At 72.0% G+C, this 18,146-nt stretch carries 22 protein-coding genes and 1 tRNA gene; 19 read left to right on the top strand and 4 right to left on the bottom strand.

From position 1 onward, the window contains the following. Positions 1-50: 50 nt before the first annotated feature. The 5 genes from ACIP6U_RS03275 to ACIP6U_RS03255 all read left to right on the top strand — a co-directional run bounded on the left by ACIP6U_RS03275 (position 51) and on the right by ACIP6U_RS03255 (position 2,728). Positions 51-485, top strand: coding sequence for a roadblock/LC7 domain-containing protein (locus tag ACIP6U_RS03275; protein WP_401712148.1), 435 nt, complete (start codon positions 51-53; stop codon positions 483-485). Positions 486-487: 2 nt separating this feature from the next. Beyond that, entirely contained in the window at positions 488-859 is a 372-nt protein-coding gene (locus tag ACIP6U_RS03270; RefSeq protein ID WP_124002318.1) for a DUF742 domain-containing protein, read from the top strand. Next, on the top strand, positions 837-1,436 hold the full coding sequence (locus ACIP6U_RS03265; protein ID WP_401712145.1) for a GTP-binding protein: 600 nt from the start codon (positions 837-839) through the stop codon (positions 1,434-1,436). Before ACIP6U_RS03270 ends, ACIP6U_RS03265 begins: the two co-directional genes overlap by 23 nt. Before the next feature lie 61 nt (positions 1,437-1,497). Beyond that, entirely contained in the window at positions 1,498-2,079 is a 582-nt protein-coding gene (locus ACIP6U_RS03260) for a GAF domain-containing protein (RefSeq protein ID WP_401712142.1), read from the top strand. A 55-nt stretch (positions 2,080-2,134) separates the two neighbouring features. Next, on the top strand, positions 2,135-2,728 hold the full coding sequence (locus ACIP6U_RS03255; protein WP_401712139.1) for a TetR/AcrR family transcriptional regulator: 594 nt from the start codon (positions 2,135-2,137) through the stop codon (positions 2,726-2,728). A 26-nt stretch (positions 2,729-2,754) separates the two neighbouring features. Here ACIP6U_RS03255 and ACIP6U_RS03250 read toward each other — a convergent pair whose 3' ends face one another. Genes ACIP6U_RS03250 through ACIP6U_RS03240 form a run of 3 tightly spaced genes read right to left on the bottom strand, consistent with a single transcriptional unit; the run spans position 2,755 to position 4,929 of the window. Continuing rightward, positions 2,755-3,360: a GPP34 family phosphoprotein gene (locus tag ACIP6U_RS03250; protein ID WP_401712136.1), complete on the bottom strand. Its 606-nt coding sequence runs from the start codon at positions 3,358-3,360 to the stop codon at positions 2,755-2,757. 13 nt (positions 3,361-3,373) lie between these two features. Continuing rightward, positions 3,374-4,630: a YbfB/YjiJ family MFS transporter gene (locus ACIP6U_RS03245; protein WP_401712133.1), complete on the bottom strand. Its 1,257-nt coding sequence runs from the start codon at positions 4,628-4,630 to the stop codon at positions 3,374-3,376. Next, positions 4,627-4,929: a muconolactone Delta-isomerase family protein gene (locus ACIP6U_RS03240; RefSeq protein ID WP_401712130.1), complete on the bottom strand. Its 303-nt coding sequence runs from the start codon at positions 4,927-4,929 to the stop codon at positions 4,627-4,629. Before ACIP6U_RS03240 ends, ACIP6U_RS03245 begins: the two co-directional genes overlap by 4 nt. A 138-nt stretch (positions 4,930-5,067) precedes the next feature. Here ACIP6U_RS03240 and ACIP6U_RS03235 point away from each other — a divergent pair, with 138 nt between their 5' ends. From ACIP6U_RS03235 to ACIP6U_RS03185, 11 genes are all read left to right on the top strand, one after another. Beyond that, positions 5,068-5,997, top strand: a complete 930-nt coding sequence (locus ACIP6U_RS03235; RefSeq protein ID WP_401712127.1) for a LysR family transcriptional regulator — start codon at positions 5,068-5,070, stop codon at positions 5,995-5,997. Positions 5,998-6,181: 184 nt separating this feature from the next. Further along, the gene (locus tag ACIP6U_RS03230; protein ID WP_401712124.1) at positions 6,182-6,901 is read left to right on the top strand and encodes an SDR family NAD(P)-dependent oxidoreductase; all 720 of its coding nucleotides are present in this window, start codon (positions 6,182-6,184) and stop codon (positions 6,899-6,901) included. Between the two features lie 66 nt (positions 6,902-6,967). Next, positions 6,968-7,342: a YybH family protein gene (locus ACIP6U_RS03225; protein WP_401712121.1), complete on the top strand. Its 375-nt coding sequence runs from the start codon at positions 6,968-6,970 to the stop codon at positions 7,340-7,342. A gap of 154 nt (positions 7,343-7,496) precedes the next feature. Next, positions 7,497-8,525, top strand: coding sequence for an L-threonine 3-dehydrogenase (gene tdh / locus ACIP6U_RS03220; protein WP_401712118.1), 1,029 nt, complete (start codon positions 7,497-7,499; stop codon positions 8,523-8,525). Between the two features lie 56 nt (positions 8,526-8,581). Then, positions 8,582-9,784, top strand: coding sequence for a glycine C-acetyltransferase (locus ACIP6U_RS03215; protein ID WP_401712115.1), 1,203 nt, complete (start codon positions 8,582-8,584; stop codon positions 9,782-9,784). A gap of 251 nt (positions 9,785-10,035) precedes the next feature. After that, positions 10,036-10,938, top strand: coding sequence for a LysR family transcriptional regulator (locus ACIP6U_RS03210; protein WP_401712113.1), 903 nt, complete (start codon positions 10,036-10,038; stop codon positions 10,936-10,938). A 46-nt stretch (positions 10,939-10,984) separates the two neighbouring features. Then, positions 10,985-11,566, top strand: coding sequence for a helix-turn-helix domain-containing protein (locus ACIP6U_RS03205; protein WP_401712110.1), 582 nt, complete (start codon positions 10,985-10,987; stop codon positions 11,564-11,566). Next, positions 11,563-12,099, top strand: coding sequence for a GNAT family N-acetyltransferase (locus ACIP6U_RS03200; protein ID WP_401712107.1), 537 nt, complete (start codon positions 11,563-11,565; stop codon positions 12,097-12,099). Before ACIP6U_RS03205 ends, ACIP6U_RS03200 begins: the two co-directional genes overlap by 4 nt. Before the next feature lie 83 nt (positions 12,100-12,182). After that, positions 12,183-12,542, top strand: coding sequence for an MmcQ/YjbR family DNA-binding protein (locus ACIP6U_RS03195; RefSeq protein WP_401712104.1), 360 nt, complete (start codon positions 12,183-12,185; stop codon positions 12,540-12,542). Between the two features lie 78 nt (positions 12,543-12,620). Continuing rightward, on the top strand, positions 12,621-13,991 hold the full coding sequence (locus ACIP6U_RS03190; RefSeq protein ID WP_401712101.1) for an MFS transporter: 1,371 nt from the start codon (positions 12,621-12,623) through the stop codon (positions 13,989-13,991). Between the two features lie 153 nt (positions 13,992-14,144). Continuing rightward, positions 14,145-14,218, top strand: a tRNA-Pro gene (locus ACIP6U_RS03185). Positions 14,219-14,299: 81 nt separating this feature from the next. Here ACIP6U_RS03185 and ACIP6U_RS03180 read toward each other — a convergent pair. Next, a complete protein-coding gene (locus ACIP6U_RS03180; protein WP_401712098.1) occupies positions 14,300-15,130 on the bottom strand; it encodes an SDR family oxidoreductase in 831 nt (276 codons plus the stop codon). A 211-nt stretch (positions 15,131-15,341) separates the two neighbouring features. Here ACIP6U_RS03180 and ACIP6U_RS03175 point away from each other — a divergent pair, with 211 nt between their 5' ends. From ACIP6U_RS03175 to ACIP6U_RS03165, 3 genes are all read left to right on the top strand, one after another. After that, on the top strand, positions 15,342-16,229 hold the full coding sequence (locus ACIP6U_RS03175; RefSeq protein ID WP_401712095.1) for a helix-turn-helix transcriptional regulator: 888 nt from the start codon (positions 15,342-15,344) through the stop codon (positions 16,227-16,229). Positions 16,230-16,410: 181 nt separating this feature from the next. Beyond that, complete coding sequence (locus ACIP6U_RS03170) at positions 16,411-17,301, top strand: sugar phosphate isomerase/epimerase family protein (RefSeq protein WP_401712092.1); 891 nt, start codon at positions 16,411-16,413, stop codon at positions 17,299-17,301. Further along, entirely contained in the window at positions 17,298-18,146 is an 849-nt protein-coding gene (locus tag ACIP6U_RS03165) for a sugar phosphate isomerase/epimerase family protein (RefSeq protein WP_401712089.1), read from the top strand. Before ACIP6U_RS03170 ends, ACIP6U_RS03165 begins: the two co-directional genes overlap by 4 nt.

Raw genomic sequence — 18,146 nt, 5'->3', positions numbered from 1 at the left:
CCACACCCAGCGCTCCCGCAGACCTTCGTACCCCAAGGAGTCGATCCACCATGGCGAGCGATGCGCCCACCGGCCATGCATCCGATCTCGACTGGCTGATGAGCGGTCTCGTGCAGCGCGTACCGCACACGACCAGTGCGGTACTCCTGTCCTGCGACGGGCTCGTGAAGTCGGTTCACGGCCTCGACGCGGACAGCGCCGACCACATGGCCGCACTGGCCTCGGGGCTGTACTCCCTCGGCCGCAGCGCCGGAGTCCGGTTCGGCGACGGCGGGGACGTCCGCCAGGTCGTCGTCGAACTCGACTCGACCCTGCTGTTCGTGACCACGGCCGGATCCGGCACCTGTCTCGCCGTCCTCGCGGGACGCGAGGCCGACGCGGCGGTGCTCGGCTACGAGATGGCGATGCTCGTCAAGAGCGTGCGCCCCTACCTGATGACCGCGCCGAGGCAGCACGCGGTCGAACCCCCGGCGATGAGGCCTTGAGCGTGGCGGCGGCCGGCGACGGGCCCTGGCTCGACGACGCGGCCGGTCGGCTGGTGCGCCCCTTCACCGTCAGCAACGGCCGCACCCGGCCCACCATCGCCCTCGACCTGCTGTCGCAGGTGATGGCCACCGGAGCCACCCCCCTCGGCTATCTCGGCCCCGAGCACGCGCAGGCGCTCGACCTGTGCCGCGCGCCCGTCCCGGTGGCCGAGGTGGCCGCCCATCTGAAGCTGCCGGCGGTGGTCACCAAGGTGCTGCTGTCGGACCTCGTCGACTGCGGGGCGCTGACCACCAAGCCCCCCGTGTTCCACGAATTTCCCACTGACCGGGCCCTACTGGAGGCAGTGCTCGATGGACTACGACGACAGCTCTGACCCGTTCCCCACCGCACTGAAGATCCTCGTCGCGGGCGGGTTCGGGGTGGGCAAGACGACCTTCGTCGGCGCGGTGAGCGAGATCGCGCCGCTCAGCACGGAGGAGTTGCTCACCACCGTCAGCGCCGCGACCGACAGCCTCGACGGGATCGAGAACAAGATCGAGACCACCGTGGCCATGGACTTCGGCCGCATCACCCTCGACCCCGAACACGTCCTGTATCTGTTCGGCACCCCCGGACAGGAGCGGTTCTGGTTCATGTGGGACGAACTCTCCGAGGGTGCGCTCGGCGCGGTCATCCTCGCCGACACCCGCCGCCTGGAGGAGTGCTTCGCGGCGGTCGACTTCTTCGAACAGCGCGGCCTCGGCTTCATCGTCGCGATCAACGAGTTCGACGGCGCCTACCGCTACGACCCCGAGGAGGTCCGGGCCGCCATCGACCTCTCGCCGGAGGTCCCGATCGTGCGCTGCGACGCGCGGATCTCCAGTTCCGGCGTCCAGACCCTGCTGACCCTCGTACGCCATCTCATCGCCCACGCACCCACGCACGCGCCGATCCACGGTGTCCACAGGTGATACCGCCATGCCCGCCACGGAGCCCCTGCATGAACCACGTCCACCGCGACGGAGCCCGCCCATGAGGTACGACCCGGTGCGCCCGGCCGGTCGTCTGCTGCTCACTCCCGAGGACAAAGAGGCGCCCGCCAGGACCGAGCGACTGCGCCGTCTCGGTCTCGGTGAGCAGCCGGATCCGGCTCTGGACGCCTACGCGGACCGGCTCGCCGAGCACATCGGCGCGCCGTACGCCATGGTCAACTTCATCGATGAACAGCGGCAGTTCTTCGCGGGCCTGCACGTGCCGGCCGTCCGTCCGCCCGTGCCCGAGGGCGACAAGGAGAAGCCGGAGCTCGGCCGCCGGCTGGAGCGCGACCACGGCTTCTGCCCCCATGTGGTGGTCCGGCGCAAGGCGCTGGTCCTGGAGGACGTGTGCGACTACCCGCGGTTCGCCGGCAACCCGGTCGTCGACGAGTTCGGCATCCGCTCCTATCTGGGCGCACCGCTCATCGACAGCACCGGGATGGTGCTGGGCACGGTGTGCGTGGTCGACATCGAGCCGCGGCCCTGGGGGAAGCCGGGCCTGGAGACCATCAAGGCGACGGCGGCGGATCTGGTCGCCCGGCTGGAACGCCGGGAGGCGGACGGGCTGCCCACGCTGTGAGCGTCGGCGGCCGGCCACTAGCCGACCGGTCTAGTACCTACGTACACTCGAAGCTGTGGGACGCACCAGTGATGCCAGGGAGAAGATCCTCGGGGCCGCGCGCACGCTCATCGAGAGCCGCGGGTACTCGGCGCTCGGCGTGGCCGAGATCTGCAAGGCCGCCGGGGTGCCGAAGGGGAGCTTCTACTACTTCTTCGAGTCCAAGGAGGCCCTCGCCCTCGCCGTGGTCGACGAGCACTGGGCGGGCCAGCGCCGGGACTGGACCCGGATACTGGGCGGCGACGGCGAACCGCTGGCGCGGCTGCGGCAGTTGTTCGAGGAGACCGAGGCCGGGCAGCGCGCCGTGCAGCAGGGCTGCGGGACCGTCTCGGGCTGTCTGTTCGGGAACCTGACCCTTGAGCTGAGCAACCAGACCGAGCCCGTCCGCGAGCGCCTCCAGGAGATCTTCGACGTCCAGGTCGACATGGTCGAGGCCGTCGTCGCCGAGGCCCGCGACCGCGGGGAGGTGGCCGTCACCGACCCGCACCAGGCGGCCCGGGCCGTGGTGGCCCAGCTGGAGGGCCAGGTCATGTTCGCCAAGCTGTACAACAGCACGGAGCGACTGAGCCCGCTGTGGCAGAACTGCCTGGCCCTGCTGGGCGCCCACTGACGCCTGCTGCATCCCGCTGACGTTCTCTACATGCCGCGCCAGATGTTGTCGTAGGCCGCGTCCGTGATCTGCTTCCGCTGCCGCACCGCCTCCAGCTCCATCACGGCGTCGCCGACGGCCGCGAGCACCGCGGTGACCGCGTCCTCGGTGATGTCCTCGGAGTCCTCGGCCGGCTCGTCACCGAAGCCGGCGGCGGACGCCAGGGTGACAAGGACGGGCTCGCCCGCGGCCCAGCGCTCCTCGGCGCGGCGCCGGTCGGGCGAGTCGACCAGCTCGGTGGGCACGGCGCGCAGCGGATTGCGCAGTCCGCGCGGCTTCGCGGTCAGCCCCTCCTTCTCCAGCTCGGTCACATAGGCCGCGGACAGCCCGCGTCCCCGGCGCCACAGCCAGTCCTCGACCGACTCGTACGGTTCCTGCCGTACGAGCTGCTCGGCGGCCTCGTCGAGCAGGCGGTCGCCCGTCCTCGTCCCGGTGTCGGGCACGAGACGGTCGCCGTCGACCGAGACGGCACCGGCGTCGAGGAGGTCGAGCACCTCGGCCCCGGCGAGCGCGAGCGACAGGTCCCCCCGCTCCAGCGGATGGTCGGGTGCCGTGTCGACGGCGACGATGACGAGGTCCCGGGCGGTGTTCATGAGTGACTCCAGGTCAGTCGGGCGGGTGCGGGGCGACGACACCGGGGCCGGCTGCCTCGGATCGATCGTCCCGCGTCGATTCTCGCCGCCGATCGGGCATCGTGTGGCGTACTACGACCATGTGGTGCGGGAACCCGATCCGCAGCACGGCGGCGGCCCCCGCCGCGGCGAGCACCACCAGGGCGCCGAGCAGCAGGGCGGACCGGTAGCCGTGCCCGAGCAGCGGGGACACGACCAGCGGGCCCAGGATCTGGCCGACCGAGTAGCCGGCGGTCAGCAGCGCGACCGAGCGGGGGAACCGCAGCTCGGCGCCGGTGGCCAGCGCGAGGGTGCTGACACCGAGGAAGGTCGCGCCGAACAGCACCGCGGAGACCAGCGCGGCCCCCACCCCACCCACCAGCGCGGGCAGCGCGATGCCGACCGCCTGGATCACCAGCGCCGCCAGCAGCAGATCGGGCCGTGACCAGCGGCGCCCGAGCCGCGCCCACAACGCCGAGGACGGTACGGCGGCCAGCCCCACCAGCACCCAGGCGCCGCTGCCGATCCAGCCGGGGGAGCCCTGCGCGATCGCGGCGACCAGGAAGGTGCCGGCCACGATGTAGCCGACGCCCTCCAGGGCGTAACTCACGAACAGCGCGCCGAACCAGCGGTGCGTGCGGGTCGCCGGCGCCGAGGAGCGCGGGGCGGCCTCGGGCGGTCGCAGATTCCACGCACCCGCGGCGAACAGCGCCGCGAGCGCGGCCGAGGCCCACCAGGCCGCCCGCCAGTCGGCGACCGACCGCAGGACCAGGACCAGCACGCCGGACAGCGCGATGCCGGTCCCCACCCCGCCGAACGCCCAGCCCGGCAGGTGCGCGGGGTGGTCGCGCAGGTGGTTCAGCAGCGCGTTCACCGCGATCACGAAGACCAACGCGCTCGCCACCCCGGCCAGCAGCCGCAGCACGCCCCACACGGCGGGGCCGTGCGTGACCGGCATCGCGGCGAGCGTGCCGGTGAGCAGGAGCAGAGAGCCGCGCAGGACGGCCCGTGACCGGACCAGGGCGGGCGCCAGGGTGCCCGCGAGCGCGCCGATGAGGTAGCCCACGTAGTTGGCGGTCGCCAGGTTCGCGCCGGCGCCTGCCGAGAGGCCCGCCTGGGCGTGCATCAGGGGCAGGATCGGCGTGTAGACGAAGCGGCCGACGCCCATCGCGGCCGCCAGCGCGGTGGCGGTCCGCAGGACGTGGGGCCAGGGGGAGGGGAGGCCGGCGGGCGGGAGAGCCGGTGCCGTCATCGCGTGCTGTCGGCCCGGCCCGGGTCGTTGGGGTGGGATTCGAGCGGGGTGACGACGAACGTCATCCACGCGTGCAACGGCAGCGTGCCCAGCACCTTCTCGCGCAGCTCCGCCTCGTCGGCGGCCCGCCACACACCCACACTGCGCCGCTCGCCCACCGGACGCCACAGCCGCACAAGCTGCCCGGTCGCCGCCAGCTCCTTCGCCCGGACCGCCTCGGCGGCACGGCGTGCGGCGACCTCCTCCTGAGGGGTGCCCTCCGGCACGGTCGTGGTGATCTCGACCAGGAACTCACGCATGGCGTCTCTCCGTTCGGGCGGTGTCCGCGGTCCTGAGCCGCGGGGCCGGCATACGTTCATCCTGGGCCCGGCACCGGCCCGGCGCCACGACGGACTTCCTCACTGCTGGTAGACACAGGCTCCCAGTGGCCGCGTACCATGACGGGCGTGGAGCTGCGCCAGTTGCGGTACTTCGTCGCCGTCGCCGAGGAGCTGAACTTCGGCCGGGCCGCCGAGCGGCTGTTGATCGCCGGGCCCTCGCTCTCCCAACAGATCAAGGCGCTCGAACGGGACCTGGGTGTACGGCTGTTCGACCGGGACCGCCGGTCCGTCTCCCTCACCCCGGCGGGCGCCGCCCTCCTCCCGCACACCCGTGACCTCCTGGAACGGGCCGAGGACCTCAAGCGCCGCGCCGGCCGCCTCTCCGACTCCGAATCGGTACGGCTCGGCTACGTCAACTGGCTCCCGTCGGACCTGACCCGGCGTACCGCCTCGGTGGCCCGGGTGCACATCGACGCCTGGGTCGCCCCCTCCCACACCCAGGCCGCCCGGGTCGCCGACGGCAGCCTGGACCTCGCCGTGTGCTGGGTCCGCACCGAGGACGTGAAGCGGCTCGGACTGCGGGCCCGACTGATCGGCGCCGACCGGCTCTACGCCGTCTCGACCGGCAACGACACGGCAGACGTGTCCGCCCGGGACACCGACGTCCTCGTCGACGACGACGTCACCTCCTGGGCGTCCTGGAACGTGTACGCCGAGGAGCTCACACGGGCCACGGGGGCCCGCGCGGTGCGCATCTCCGACGGGGCGATCACCGGCCCGGCCTTCTTCGAGCACGTCCGCCGGTGCAGCCGTCCGGTCGTCAACTCGCCCAAGGGGCAGACCGATCCGCTGCCGCCCAACCTGGTCCGACGCGAGGTCGTCGGGCCGAGGGTGTACTGGACCTGGTCGGTCGTCAGCCGCGAGAGCGAGCAGCGCGAAGGGGTGCTCGCCGTGGTCGAGGCCCTGTGCGAGGGCGTCGGCGACCTCGGCATCCACGCCCCGGACGCGTGGCTGCCAGCAGACGATCCGTACGCGCTGCCCGGCTGACCGGGCACGCCCACCGGCTGACCGCACGCGCTCTCCCGCCGATCCACGCTGGGAGCCTGTGCCTTCCAGACGGGAGGAAAGGGGTCCTGAGCAGGTCCTTCCGGATGCCGGTGGACCGCTCTAGCTTCTAAATAGTCGACCGGTCGTCTAGTGGATCGGTCCCACTGTTTCGGAGGAGAGCACCATGAGCACCAGCACTCAGGATCAGAAGGTCGCGATCATCACCGGTGCCTCGCAGGGCATCGGCGCCGCCCTCGTCGAGGGCTACCGCAAGCTCGGGTACGCGGTCGTCGCCACCTCGCGCACGATCGAGCCCCTCGACGACGCCGACGTCCTCACCGTCCGGGGCGACATCGCCGACCCGGCCACCGCCGAGCGCGTGATCGCCGCCGCCGTCGAGCGGTTCGGACGGGTCGACACCGTCGTGAACAACGCCGGCGTCTTCGTCGCCAAGCCCTTCACGGACTACACGCCCGAGGACTACGCGGCCGTGGCCGGCATCAACCTGTCCGGCTTCTTCCACCTCACGCAGCTCGCCGTCCCGCACCTGCTCGCCCAGGGCGGCGGCCACGTCGTCAACGTCACCACCAGCCTGGTCGACAACGCGGACGCCCGAGTGCCGTCCGTGCTCGCCTCGTTGACCAAGGGCGGCCTGCAGTCCGCCACCAAGTCCCTCGCCATCGAGTACGCCACCCGTGGCATCCGCGTCAACGCCGTCTCGCCCGGCACCATCAAGACCCCCATGCACTCCGCGGAGACCCACGACTTCCTCGCCGCCCTGCACCCGGTCGGCCGGATGGGTGAAGTGAGCGACGTGGTCGACGCCGTGCTCTACCTGGAGGCCGCGCCGTACGTCACGGGCGAGATCCTGCACGTCGACGGCGGTATGAGCGCGGGTCACTGAGGCGCGGGTCGGCAGGACACCGGTCACTGGTCACCGGCCACCGGTCACTGAGAAAGGTCAATGGACATGAACAGCACGAACGACGACGCACTGATCCTGCGCGGTGTCCTCGACGCCTGGCAGGCGGCCGTCGACGCCCACCAACCGGAGGACGTGGCCCGGCTCTTCACCGAGGACGCGATCTTCCAGGGACTGCACCCGTACGGCGTCGGCCGACCGGGTGTCGCCGAGTACTACGCCTCGCAGCCCCTCGGGATGAAGGCCGCCTACCGGATCCTGGAGACGCGGCGGTACGCCGACGACCTCGTACTCGGCTATCTGGACACGGAGTTCACGTTCACCGACCGGCCGCCGGTCGACGTCAAGCTCGCCGTGCTGGTGCGGCGGCTGGGGGAGGGCTGGTACATCGCGCACTACCAGGTCTCGCGGCTGGACGGGTGACAGGTGTGAAGAAGAGCTGCGGCACCGCTTAAGAAAACCTCGATGGACCCGGGCGCTCCGGTGGGGCAGATTTGCCAGCAGAATCCACCCCTCCCCCGGAACGGGCTCGTTCGGCATGCCCGCGCCCGGGACCTCACCCACAGGAGCCGTAGCGTTGAAGGCGCTGGTCAAGGAGAAGGCGGAGCCCGGGCTCGCGCTCGTGGACGTCCCGGAGCCCACCGTCGGGCCCGGTGACGTACTGATCAAGGTGCTGCGCACCGGCATCTGCGGCACCGACCTGCACATCCGGTCCTGGGACGGGTGGGCGCAGCAGGCGATCCGTACCCCGCTCGTGATCGGGCACGAGTTCGTCGGCGAGGTCGTCGAGACGGGTCCGGGCGTCACCGACATCGCCCTCGGCGCCCGGGTCAGCGGCGAGGGCCACCTGGTGTGCGGGAAGTGCCGCAACTGCCTGGCCGGACGGCGTCACCTGTGCCGGGCCACGGTCGGGCTCGGCGTCGGCCGGGACGGGGCCTTCGCGGAGTACGTCGTGCTGCCCGCGTCCAACGTGTGGGTGCACCGCGTCCCCGTGGACCTCGACGTCGCCGCGATCTTCGACCCGTTCGGCAACGCCGTGCACACCGCGCTGTCCTTCCCGCTGGTCGGCGAGGACGTCCTGATCACCGGCGCCGGACCCATCGGCCTGATGGCGGCGGCCGTCGCCCGGCACGCCGGCGCGCGCAGCGTGGTGATCACCGACGTCAGCGAGGAACGTCTCGACCTGGCCCGCAAGATCGGCGCGAGTCTCGCCCTGAACGTCTCCGACGCGTCGATCGCCGACGGACAGCGGGAGTTGGGCCTGCGCGAGGGCTTCGACATCGGCCTGGAGATGTCCGGCCGCCCCGAGGCCATGCGCGACATGATCGCGAACATGACGCACGGCGGCCGCATCGCCATGCTCGGCCTGCCGTCCGAGGAGTTCCCGGTCGACTGGGCCCGGATCGTCACCTCGATGATCACCATCAAGGGCATCTACGGTCGTGAGATGTACGAGACCTGGTACGCGATGTCGGTGCTCCTGGAGGGTGGCCTCGACCTCACCCCCGTGATCACCGGCCGGTACGGCTACCGCGACTTCGAGGCGGCGTTCGCCGACGCGGCCAGCGGCCGTGGCGGCAAGGTCATCCTCGACTGGACCGTGTGACTCCGCACCGAGCGCGCAACTCCCTTTCGGCTACGGCATTCTCAGGAGCTTCCCCCATGTTCGACTCCGTGCGCGACGACCTCCGCACCACCCTCGACGAGATCCGCGCCGCCGGTCTGCACAAGCCCGAGCGCGTGATCGGCAGCCCGCAGTCCGCGACCGTGAACGTCACCGCGGGCGGCCGCCCCGGCGAGGTCCTGAACTTCTGCGCCAACAACTACCTCGGCCTCGCCGACCACCCCGAGGTCGTCGCCGCCGCCCATGAGGCGCTGGACCGCTGGGGCTACGGCATGGCGTCCGTGCGCTTCATCTGCGGTACGCAGGAGGTGCACAAGGAGCTGGAGGCCCGTCTGTCGGCCTTCCTCGGCCAGGAGGACGCGATCCTCTACTCCTCCTGCTTCGACGCCAACGGCGGTGTCTTCGAGACGCTGCTCGGCCCCGAGGACGCGGTGATCTCCGACGCCCTCAACCACGCCTCGATCATCGACGGCATCCGCCTGTCCAAGGCCCGCCGCTTCCGCTACGCCAACCGCGATCTGGCCGACCTGGAACGGCAGTTGAAGGACGCGTCCGACGCGCGACGGCGGCTGATCGTCACCGACGGCGTGTTCTCGATGGACGGGTACGTGGCCCCGCTGCGCGAGATCTGCGACCTCGCCGACCGCTACGACGCCATGGTCATGGTCGACGACTCGCACGCCGTCGGCTTCGTCGGCCCCGGCGGCCGTGGCACCCCCGAGCTGCACGGCGTCATGGACCGCGTCGACATCATCACCGGCACCCTGGGCAAGGCCCTCGGCGGCGCCTCCGGCGGTTACGTCGCCGCCCGCGCCGAGATCGTCGCCCTGCTGCGTCAGCGCTCGCGCCCGTACCTCTTCTCCAACACCCTCGCCCCCGTGATCGCGGCGGCCTCCCTCAAGGTGCTCGACCTGCTGGAGTCGGCCGACGACCTGCGCGTCCGGCTCCGTGAGAACACCGCGCTGTTCCGGCGCCGGATGACCGAGGAGGGCTTCGAGATCCTCCCCGGCGACCACGCCATCGCCCCCGTGATGATCGGCGACGCGACCAAGGCGGGCCGCCTCGCGGAGCTGCTCCTGGAGCGGGGCGTCTACGTGATCGGCTTCTCCTACCCGGTGGTGCCGCAGGGCCAGGCTCGGATCCGCGTCCAGCTGTCGGCGGCGCACTCCACGGAGGACGTGAACCGCGCGGTGGAGGCGTTCGTGGCGGCTCGGGCGGAGCTGGAGACCGAGCAGGGCTGAGGCGGAACTGGAGAGCGAGCGGGGCTGAGGCGGGGTTGGGTAGCGGGCTGGGTTGAGGCTCGGCTGGGGTCGAGCCGGGCTGAGGCGGGGTTGGAGGGCAGGCTTGGCTGAGGCGCGACTGGGGCCGAGCAGGGCTGAGGCGGGGCTGGAGGCCGAACAAGGCTGAGCCGGGTCGAGGCCGGGCTGGGGAGAGAGGGATCGGGTCCCCGCGCGTGCCAGGTTCGAGCGGCGCGTTTGAGACAATCGATCCCATGATCGAAGCGCGGCGGCTCCACATCCTCCGGGCGGTGGCCGACCATCGCACGGTGACGGCGGCTGCCGCCGCGCTGTACCTCACCCCCTCCGCCGTCTCGCAACAGCTCGCCGCGCTGGAGCAGGAGACGGGCCACCGCCTGGTCGAGCGCGGGGCCAAGGGTGTACGTCTCACCGCCGCCGGCGAGATCCTGCTCGGCCACACCAACGCCGTCCTCGCCCAGCTGGAGCGGGCCGAGGCCGAGCTCGCCGCGTACAGCTCGGGCGCGGCCGGGACGGTCACCGTCGCCTCCTTCGCGACCGGTATCGCCCTGGTCGTGGCGCCGGCCCTGGCCTGGCTCGCCTCGACCGCGCCCGGCATCCGGATCCGGGTCCAGGACGCGGAGGGCGACGCCAGCCTTCCGATGGTCCTCGACCGGCAGGTCGACGTGGCGGTCGCCGTGGAGTATCGCGGGGCGCCGGCCGCCGACGACCCCCGGCTGACCCACGTGGCGCTGTACGCCGAGCCCTTCGACGCCGTCGTGCCGGTCTCGCACCACCTGGCCGACGCCGCCGAGGTGCCGCTCGCGGAGCTGGCCAAGGACGCGTGGATCGGCCCCTACCCGGGCAACCCCTGCCACGACGTGGTGGTCCTCGCCTGCGAGAACGCCGGCTTCCAGCCCCGGCTCGAACACTCCTCGGACGACTTCCGCGCGGTCGTCGCCCTGGCCTCGGCCGGCGCGGGCGTCGCCCTCGTACCGCGCTCGGCGCTGATCGGCATGGACCTCGCGGGTGTGGTCGTCCGGCCCGTCGACGGGGTCGCGCCCACGCGTCGGGTCTTCGCGGCCGTGCGCCGGGGGGCGGAGGAGCATCCGCTGATCAGGCCGGTGCTGGACGCGCTCGGGGAAGCGGCTCGGGAGTGAGCCGTACGTAACCTGCCTGTTTCATATTCGGGATACCTTCCCGGATATGAAACAGCTCGATGAAGCGACCCTGGACGCCGTCGACGCCCGGCTCGGTGCTCGACTGGCCGAACTGCGGGCCGAACGCGGTTGGTCCCTGGGGGAGTTGGCGGAGCGCAGCGGGGTCAGCAAGTCAACGCTGTCCCGGGCCGAGCGCGCGGAGATCAGCCCGACCGCCTCTCTGCTCAACCGCCTCTGCAACGTCTACGGCCGGACCATGTCCCAGCTGCTCAGTGAGGTCGAGTCCGAGCCCGCGCTGCTGTTGCGGGCCGCCGAGCAACCGGTGTGGCAGGACAGGGCCTCCGGTTTCGTACGCCGGTCCGTGTCCCCGCCGCATGCCGGGCTGCGCGGCGAACTCGTCGAGGGACGGCTGGCGGTGGGCGCCGACCTCGCGTACGACCGGCCGCCCGTGCCCGGTCTGGAGCAGCACATCTGGGTGCTGGAAGGGGCGCTCGACGTGACGGCGCATGAGGTGACGCACCACCTCGAGACCGGGGACTGTCTGCGGTTGCGGGTGTGGGGGCCGACCCGGTTCCGGTGCGCGGGCGATGTGGACGTGCGGTACGTCCTGGCGGTGGTGATGCCGTGATCGTGCAGAGACTTGGTAGTGGTGAACTGTCCGCGAGGGTGCGGGAGTTGGCCGAGTTGCTGGTCGACACCGTGGACGGTGGCGCCTCCGTCGGGTTCCTCGCGCCGCTCGGTCGCGCGGAGGCGCTTGCCTGGTGGGAGGAGCGGGCGGCGGGCGTGGCCGCCGGGCAACTCGCCGTGTGGGCCGCTCAGGACGGGGACCGGGTCGTCGGCACCGTGAGCCTCGCCTTCCCGGGCAAGCCCAACAGCCGTCACCGGGCCGAACTGGTCAAGCTGATGGTGCACCGGGACGCCCGCGGACAGGGCCTCGGCCGCACCCTCCTCAGTACCGCCGAGGAGGCTGCCGCCGCGTCCGGCATCACCCTTCTCCACCTGGACACCGAGACCGACAGCCTCGCCGAACGGCTCTACGGAGGGGCGGGTTGGACCAGGATCGGCGCGATCCCGGACTACGCGGCGGACCCCGGCGGGGTGCTGCGGCCGACGTCGATCTACTACAAGCGGTTGGGGGCGGGCGTAACCGCTGCGACTTGAGCGCTGCGACTTGGGAGCCGCGACTTACGCGGAGCGGTGCTCTCACCAGGTGGTTGTCAGTGGGAGGCGCTACGGTGCGAGGCATGCCGGACGCCGAAGACGTACGCCGTGTCGCCCTTGCTCTGCCGGACACGACGGAGAAGATCGCCTGGAACATGCCCACGTTCCGGGTCGCGGGAAAGATGTTCGCCACAGTGCCCGAGGACGAGACCTCCATCGCCGTGCGCTGCCCCAAGGAGGAGCGCGACGAACTGGCCCTCGCCGAGCCGGAGAAGTTCTGGATCGCCGACCACGAGGCGCAGTTCGCGTGGGTGCGGGTGCGGTTGTCCGCGCTGGAGGACGAGGGCGAACTGCACGACATCCTCGCCGACTCCTGGCGCCAGGCGGCCCCGACCCGTCTGCTCGACTCCTACCCCGAGTTGGGGCGGCCGGCCACGGACTGAAATCCCCTCGGGCGTTGTCGGTGCCGCGTGGCATGATCCGAGGTTGTTCGTGACGAGCGGGGCGGGAGACGCGAGGGGATGGCAGGGATGTCGTCACATCCGGGGTCGGCGGCGGATCCGACGGGGGGAACGGGTTCGCCGGGGGCGGCCGGTCCGCCGGATCGGTCCGCGGGGGCTCGGGGGCAACGGCCCGTGTGGTCGCGGGACTTCGCGCTGTTCTTCGTCGCCCGGGCCATGGCCAGGCTCGGTGACACCATGCTGCCCGTCGCCCTCGCGGCGGGGCTGCTCCAGCACGGGTACGGGGTGGGCGCGGTCGGTCTGGCGATGGCCTCGACGGTCGCCGCCTTCGCCGGGCTCGTCGTCTTCGGCGGGGTCATCGCCGACCGGTTCGACACCCGGAAGCTGATGATCGGCGCGGATCTGGTGCGCCTCGGCACCCAGACACTCGCGGCCGTGCTCTTCTACTCCGGCCACGTCGTCCTGTGGGAGATCTGCGCGATCGGCTTCGCCAACGGCATCGCGGGAGCCGTCTTCCAGCCCGGCGTGGCGAGCACGGTGCCCCGGCTCGCCTCCGACATCCAGGGCGCCAACGGCGCGATCCGTATCGCCGAGTCCGCCGCCCAACTCGGCGGCCCCGCCGCCGCGGGCCTGCTGGTCGGCTTCGCCTCGCCCGGCGGTGTCTTCGCCGCCCACGCCGCCACGTACGCGGTCAGCGCGCTGTGTCTGCTGCTGCTCCGGCTGCCGCCGCTCACCCCCGACAGCGAACCGACCGAACACCGCGGAAGCGCCTTCCGGGCCGATCTGGTCGAGGGTTGGCGGGAGTTCAGGTCGCGGACGTGGCTGTGGGGCGTGATCGCGATCTGGTGCGTGTACATGATCGCGGTGTGGGGGCCGTCGGTTCCGCTGGTGGCGACGGAGGTGGTGCAGCAGCACGGTCCGCGCGCCTACGGCCTGGTCAACTCCGCCCTCGGCGCGGGCACGGTCGTCGGCGGCCTGCTCGCCCTGCGGCTGAGACCGAGGCGCATGCTGCGCGCCGGCGCGGTCTCCCTGTTCCTCTTCGCGGGCTTCCCGGCGGCCGTCGGGGCCGGCCTCGGCGTTCCCGCCTTGGCGGTCGGCGCGGCCGTCGCCGGGGCCGGGATGTCGTTCTGGGGCGTGATGTGGGCGACCAGTGTGCAGACGCAGGTCCCGTCCGACGTCCTCAACCGCATCCACGCGTACGACGTGGCCGGCTCCCTCGCGATGATGCCGGTCGGCCAGGCCCTCGCCGGCCCCGCCGCCTCGGCACTCGGCGCCGACCAGGTCCTCCTCGTCGCGGGCGCCGTCAGTCTCGCCATCCCGGTCGCCCTCCTCGCCGTACCGGCGATCCGCGACCTGGTCCGCGCGGACGCGCCGAAGGCGGGGTCGGGCCTGCGGGCGGCACCCGAGCGGGAGTGCCCGCAGCCGGGGTGACGGGGCGGCGCGGACGTCGGGCAGGACGGCGCGGACGTCGGGCAGGACAGCGTGGACGTCGGGCAGGACAAAAGGCGTGCGCGACCACCGACCCGAGTGCGGTATTGTTTCCATGCGTGTTCGGCCGGGGGAAACCCCAGGTCAGACGGGCACCGGGACGTGGCGCAGCTTGGTAGCGCACTTGACTGGGGGTCAAGGGGTCGCAGGTTCAAATCCTGTCGTCCCGACTCGAAGGAGTCGCAGATCAGGGGCGGTGTCGGAGGAATCCGACACCGCCCCTCGGTCATGTCCGGACGGGCGCCGTGATGTCAGGTGCCCTGGCCGACCGGTACGCGCGGGAAGGACTCCCAGCGGTCGAGTTCGGCCAGGCGGGAGCGGAGCGAGGCCCGGATGTTCTCGATCGCGTCCGCGCCCACGGCCAGGCGCAGGGGCGGCTCGTCCAGTGCCGTGACCGCGATGATCGCGTCGGCCACGGTGTCGGGGTCGCCGAAGGCCTCGGGCGGCAGTTCGGAGAAGTCGGTGAGGAACTTGCCGACGGTCGGCGCGTAGACGTCGTCCGGGGCGACGACGTGCAGGCTGGTGGCGAACTCGGTGGCGAAGGTGCCCGGTTCGACGATGGTGACCTTGACGCCGGTGGGGGCCAGTTCGTGGGCGAGGGCCTCGCCGATCAGTTCGACCGCGCCCTTGGACGCCGAGTACAGGCCCGAGGAGGGCCAGGCGAACTGGCCGATGAGGGACGAGATCTGTACGACCCGGCCATGGGCGGCCCGCAGGGCGGGGAGCGTGGCCCGCAGGACGGCGAGGTTGGCCAGCACGTTGGTGTCGAAGATCGCGCGGGCCTCGGCGGCGTCGATCTGCTCGACGGCGCCGAAGAGCCCGTAGCCCGCGTTGTTCACCAGGACGTCCAGCCGGCCTCCCGCCGCACGTACGACGTCGGTCAGGACCTCCTCCGCGTCCGGCGCGGTGATGTCCAGCGGGACCGTGGTGACCCGCCCGTGCGGAGCGCTGTCGGCCAGGTCGGCGAGTCGGTCGCTGCGGCGGCCGACCGCGATCACATGGGCGTCGGCGGCGAGCGCGCGGTCGGCGACCAGACGGCCGAAGCCCGAGGTCGCGCCGGTGATGAGCCAGGTGGAAGGCATGTCGGGGACTCCCTGTGGTGAGCCGTGCGACAGACACGGCGGGGTGAGGTGGAAGGGGGCGCCGGGGCGGTGATCCGCCGCGGTGTTTCTCTTCTCAAGCCAACCGCCGGGGCAGGGCCGCGAAGGCCTTGGAAGCGGCCCTCCGCTTCCTGGGACGCGGAGGGCCACCTTCGTTGCGGCACGGTCCGCCGGCTCGCGCGACCATGGGTGCATGGAGCGGAACGAAGACCTCGGCGACTTCCTGCGCGCGCGGCGCGCGGCGATCGATCCGCAGCGGCTCGGCATTCACGACGCGACCCCGCGCCGGGTCCCCGGACTGCGTCGGGAGGAACTGGCGGCGCTGGCGGGCGTCAGCGTGGACTACTACACGCGTCTGGAGCAGGGCAGGCCCATCACGCCCTCGGACTCGGTCCTCGACGCCCTCGCCAACGCCCTGCAACTCGACCCGGCCGAGCGCAGCTACCTGCACACGGTCGCCCGCCGACCGGCCGGCGGGCGGCGCCGCACCTCCCGTAGCGTGCAGAAGGTACGGCCCGGGGTGCACGCGCTGCTGGCCCGGCTCGGGGACACCCCGGCCTTCGTGCTGGGACGGCGCACCGACATCCTGGCGAGCAACCGGATGGCCCGCGCACTGCTCGCCGACTTCGACGCGATGCCCGTCCGGGAGCGGAACGCCGTGCGCTGGGTGATGCTCGACGAGGCCGCGCGGTCGCTCTTCGCGGACGACTGGGAGAAGGTCGCCACCATCTTCGTCGGGACGCTCCGGATGGACGCCGCGCGCCATCCCGACGACACCCGCACCGCCGAACTCGTGGGCGAACTGTCCATCAAGAGCGACCGCTTCCTGCGCTGGTGGGCGGGGCAGAAGGTGGTCGAACCCAGCCACGACACGAAGGTCCTGCGCCACCCGATCGTCGGCCGACTCACCCTCCACACCGAGGCGTTGACCTTCCCGGGCGATCCGGACCAGACGCTGTTCACGTTCCTGGCCGATCCCGGGTCACCTTCGGACGAGGCGATGACGGTTCTCTCCGCGTGGGCCGCGGACCAGGGGCGCTCCGACGGTTCGAGGACGGTCCCGACGACGCCGTACCGGTGACCACGGCGGCGACGGGAAAAAGACGTGTTCAATGACGGGTTAATGATGGATTCCGGCCCTTCAGAAATGGCGTGCGATCGACCTAACGTTTCTGGCAGGTGAACGGCCTGGCGTGCGACCCCGAGCCGGCCTTCCGCCACCGCGTTCGACGCCTCGACCGGACCCATCGAAAGGCCACGGCATGACCACCTCACCGCTCCACCGGATCGCCGGCGCTCCCATCTCCTGGGGTGTGTGCGAAGTCCCGGGCTGGGGCTACCAGTTGACGCCCGAGCGGGTACTGAACGAAATGCGCGAGGTCGGCCTGTCCGCCACCGAGTTCGGCCCCGAGGGCTTCCTGCCCGCCGAGCCCGGCGCCATGGCCCGCACCCTCGCCGATCACGACCTGCACGCGGTGGGCGGCTTCACTCCGCTGCTGCTGCACGTGCCCGGGCACGACCCGCTGCCCGAGGCCGAGCAGCTCCTGGCGGGCTACGACGCCTCGAAGGCGGAGGTGCTCGTCCTGTCGGCCGTCACCGGCCAGGACGGCTACGACTCCCGCCCCGAGCTGGACGCCGACGGCTGGAAGCTGTTGCTGTCCAACCTCGACCGGCTCGCCGCGCTGGCAGCCGAGCGCGGCGTACGGGCAGTCCTGCACCCGCACGTCGGCACGATGATCGAGAACGGCGACGAGGTCCGGCGCGTCCTGGAGCACTCGGCGATCTCGCTCTGCCTCGACACCGGCCACCTGCTCATCGGCGGCACCGACCCGGCCGAGCTCACCCGGCAGGCGCCCGAGCGCATCGCCCACACCCACATGAAGGACGTGGACGCCTCCCTCGCCGCCAAGGTCCAGGACGGCCGGCTCAGCTACACCGACGCCGTGCGCCAGGGCATGTACCGTCCGCTGGGTGCCGGGGACGTGGACGTCGAGGCCATCGTCACCCACCTCAGCGCACGCGGCTACGACGGCTGGTACGTCCTGGAACAGGACACCATCCTGACCGAGGAGCCCACGGCCAAGGGTCCGGTCGAGGACGTGTGGGCCAGCGCCGAGCACCTGCGCGCGGTGCTGCGCGGCGTCGCGCAGTGACCTCTGACGCACTTCTGGCCACGTGTTGGACCACCGCCGGTGACGCCGCTCCCGACCGGGCGGACCAGCGCAGTCCGCTGAACCTGCGGGAACGCGTGGAAGCGGCGCGGGATGCCGGATTCACCGCGTTCGGGCTGCTGTACGTCGACCTGGTGGAGGCGGAGCGGGAGTTCGGGCTCGCGGGTGTCCGGTCGCTCTTCGCGGACAACGGGATCAACCACATCGAGTTGGAGCTGCTCACCGACTGGTGGGCCGACGGGCCACGGCGGGCCGCGTCGGACATCGTCCGCACCGGGATGCTGCGGGCCATCGAGGCGCTCGGCGCACGCACCTTCAAGATCGGCCCCGACGTGGCGGACGAGCCCTGGGACCTGGACGTCTGGGCCGAGGAGTTCGCCGTGCTGGCGGCGCAGGCCGACGGGGTGGGCGCCCGGCTCGGGGTCGAGCCCCTGCCCTGGTCCAACCTGAGGACCGTGCACGACGGGCTCCGGCTCGTCGAGGCGGCGGGTCACCCGGCGGGCGGGCTCATCATCGACGCCTGGCACACCGAGCGCGCCCACACGCCGCCCGCCGAACTGGCGGAGATACCGGGATCGCGCATAGTCGGCGTGGAACTCGACGACGCGGACGCGGACGTCGTGGGCACGCTCTTCGAGGACACCGTCCATCGCCGTCGGCTGTGCGGGGAGGGCTCCTTCGACCTCCCCGGCGTCGTCGCCGCGCTCCGTGCGGCCGGCTTCCGCGGTCCCTGGGGAGTGGAGATCCTTTCCGCAACGCACCGCGCGCTGCCGGTGCGGGAGGCCGCCGCGGCGGCGTTCCGGACCGCTGCGGCGCTGGTGAGGTAA

The sequence above is a fragment of the Streptomyces sp. NPDC088794 genome, from assembly GCF_044750545.1.
Classification (GTDB): Bacteria; Actinomycetota; Actinomycetes; order Streptomycetales; family Streptomycetaceae; genus Streptomyces.
Note: the sequence above shows the minus strand (reverse complement) of the source record. Positions and strands in the feature narration are given on the sequence as shown.

What these genes read in the sequence shown, in the direction of transcription:
- ACIP6U_RS03275 (WP_401712148.1), top strand. Translation starts at nt 51, where the DNA reads ATGGCGAGCGATGCGCCCACCGGCCATGCATCCGATCTCGACTGGCTG.
- ACIP6U_RS03265 (WP_401712145.1), top strand. Translation starts at nt 837, where the DNA reads ATGGACTACGACGACAGCTCTGACCCGTTCCCCACCGCACTGAAGATC.
- ACIP6U_RS03260 (WP_401712142.1), top strand. Translation starts at nt 1,498, where the DNA reads ATGAGGTACGACCCGGTGCGCCCGGCCGGTCGTCTGCTGCTCACTCCC.
- ACIP6U_RS03250 (WP_401712136.1), bottom strand. Translation starts at nt 3,360, where the DNA reads ATGAACACCGCCCGGGACCTCGTCATCGTCGCCGTCGACACGGCACCC.
- ACIP6U_RS03245 (WP_401712133.1), bottom strand. Translation starts at nt 4,630, where the DNA reads ATGACGGCACCGGCTCTCCCGCCCGCCGGCCTCCCCTCCCCCTGGCCC.
- ACIP6U_RS03240 (WP_401712130.1), bottom strand. Translation starts at nt 4,929, where the DNA reads ATGCGTGAGTTCCTGGTCGAGATCACCACGACCGTGCCGGAGGGCACC.
- ACIP6U_RS03235 (WP_401712127.1), top strand. Translation starts at nt 5,068, where the DNA reads ATGACGGGCGTGGAGCTGCGCCAGTTGCGGTACTTCGTCGCCGTCGCC.
- ACIP6U_RS03230 (WP_401712124.1), top strand. Translation starts at nt 6,182, where the DNA reads ATGAGCACCAGCACTCAGGATCAGAAGGTCGCGATCATCACCGGTGCC.
- ACIP6U_RS03225 (WP_401712121.1), top strand. Translation starts at nt 6,968, where the DNA reads ATGAACAGCACGAACGACGACGCACTGATCCTGCGCGGTGTCCTCGAC.
- ACIP6U_RS03215 (WP_401712115.1), top strand. Translation starts at nt 8,582, where the DNA reads ATGTTCGACTCCGTGCGCGACGACCTCCGCACCACCCTCGACGAGATC.
- ACIP6U_RS03210 (WP_401712113.1), top strand. Translation starts at nt 10,036, where the DNA reads ATGATCGAAGCGCGGCGGCTCCACATCCTCCGGGCGGTGGCCGACCAT.
- ACIP6U_RS03205 (WP_401712110.1), top strand. Translation starts at nt 10,985, where the DNA reads ATGAAACAGCTCGATGAAGCGACCCTGGACGCCGTCGACGCCCGGCTC.
- ACIP6U_RS03195 (WP_401712104.1), top strand. Translation starts at nt 12,183, where the DNA reads ATGCCGGACGCCGAAGACGTACGCCGTGTCGCCCTTGCTCTGCCGGAC.
- ACIP6U_RS03190 (WP_401712101.1), top strand. Translation starts at nt 12,621, where the DNA reads ATGGCAGGGATGTCGTCACATCCGGGGTCGGCGGCGGATCCGACGGGG.
- ACIP6U_RS03180 (WP_401712098.1), bottom strand. Translation starts at nt 15,130, where the DNA reads ATGCCTTCCACCTGGCTCATCACCGGCGCGACCTCGGGCTTCGGCCGT.
- ACIP6U_RS03175 (WP_401712095.1), top strand. Translation starts at nt 15,342, where the DNA reads ATGGAGCGGAACGAAGACCTCGGCGACTTCCTGCGCGCGCGGCGCGCG.
- ACIP6U_RS03170 (WP_401712092.1), top strand. Translation starts at nt 16,411, where the DNA reads ATGACCACCTCACCGCTCCACCGGATCGCCGGCGCTCCCATCTCCTGG.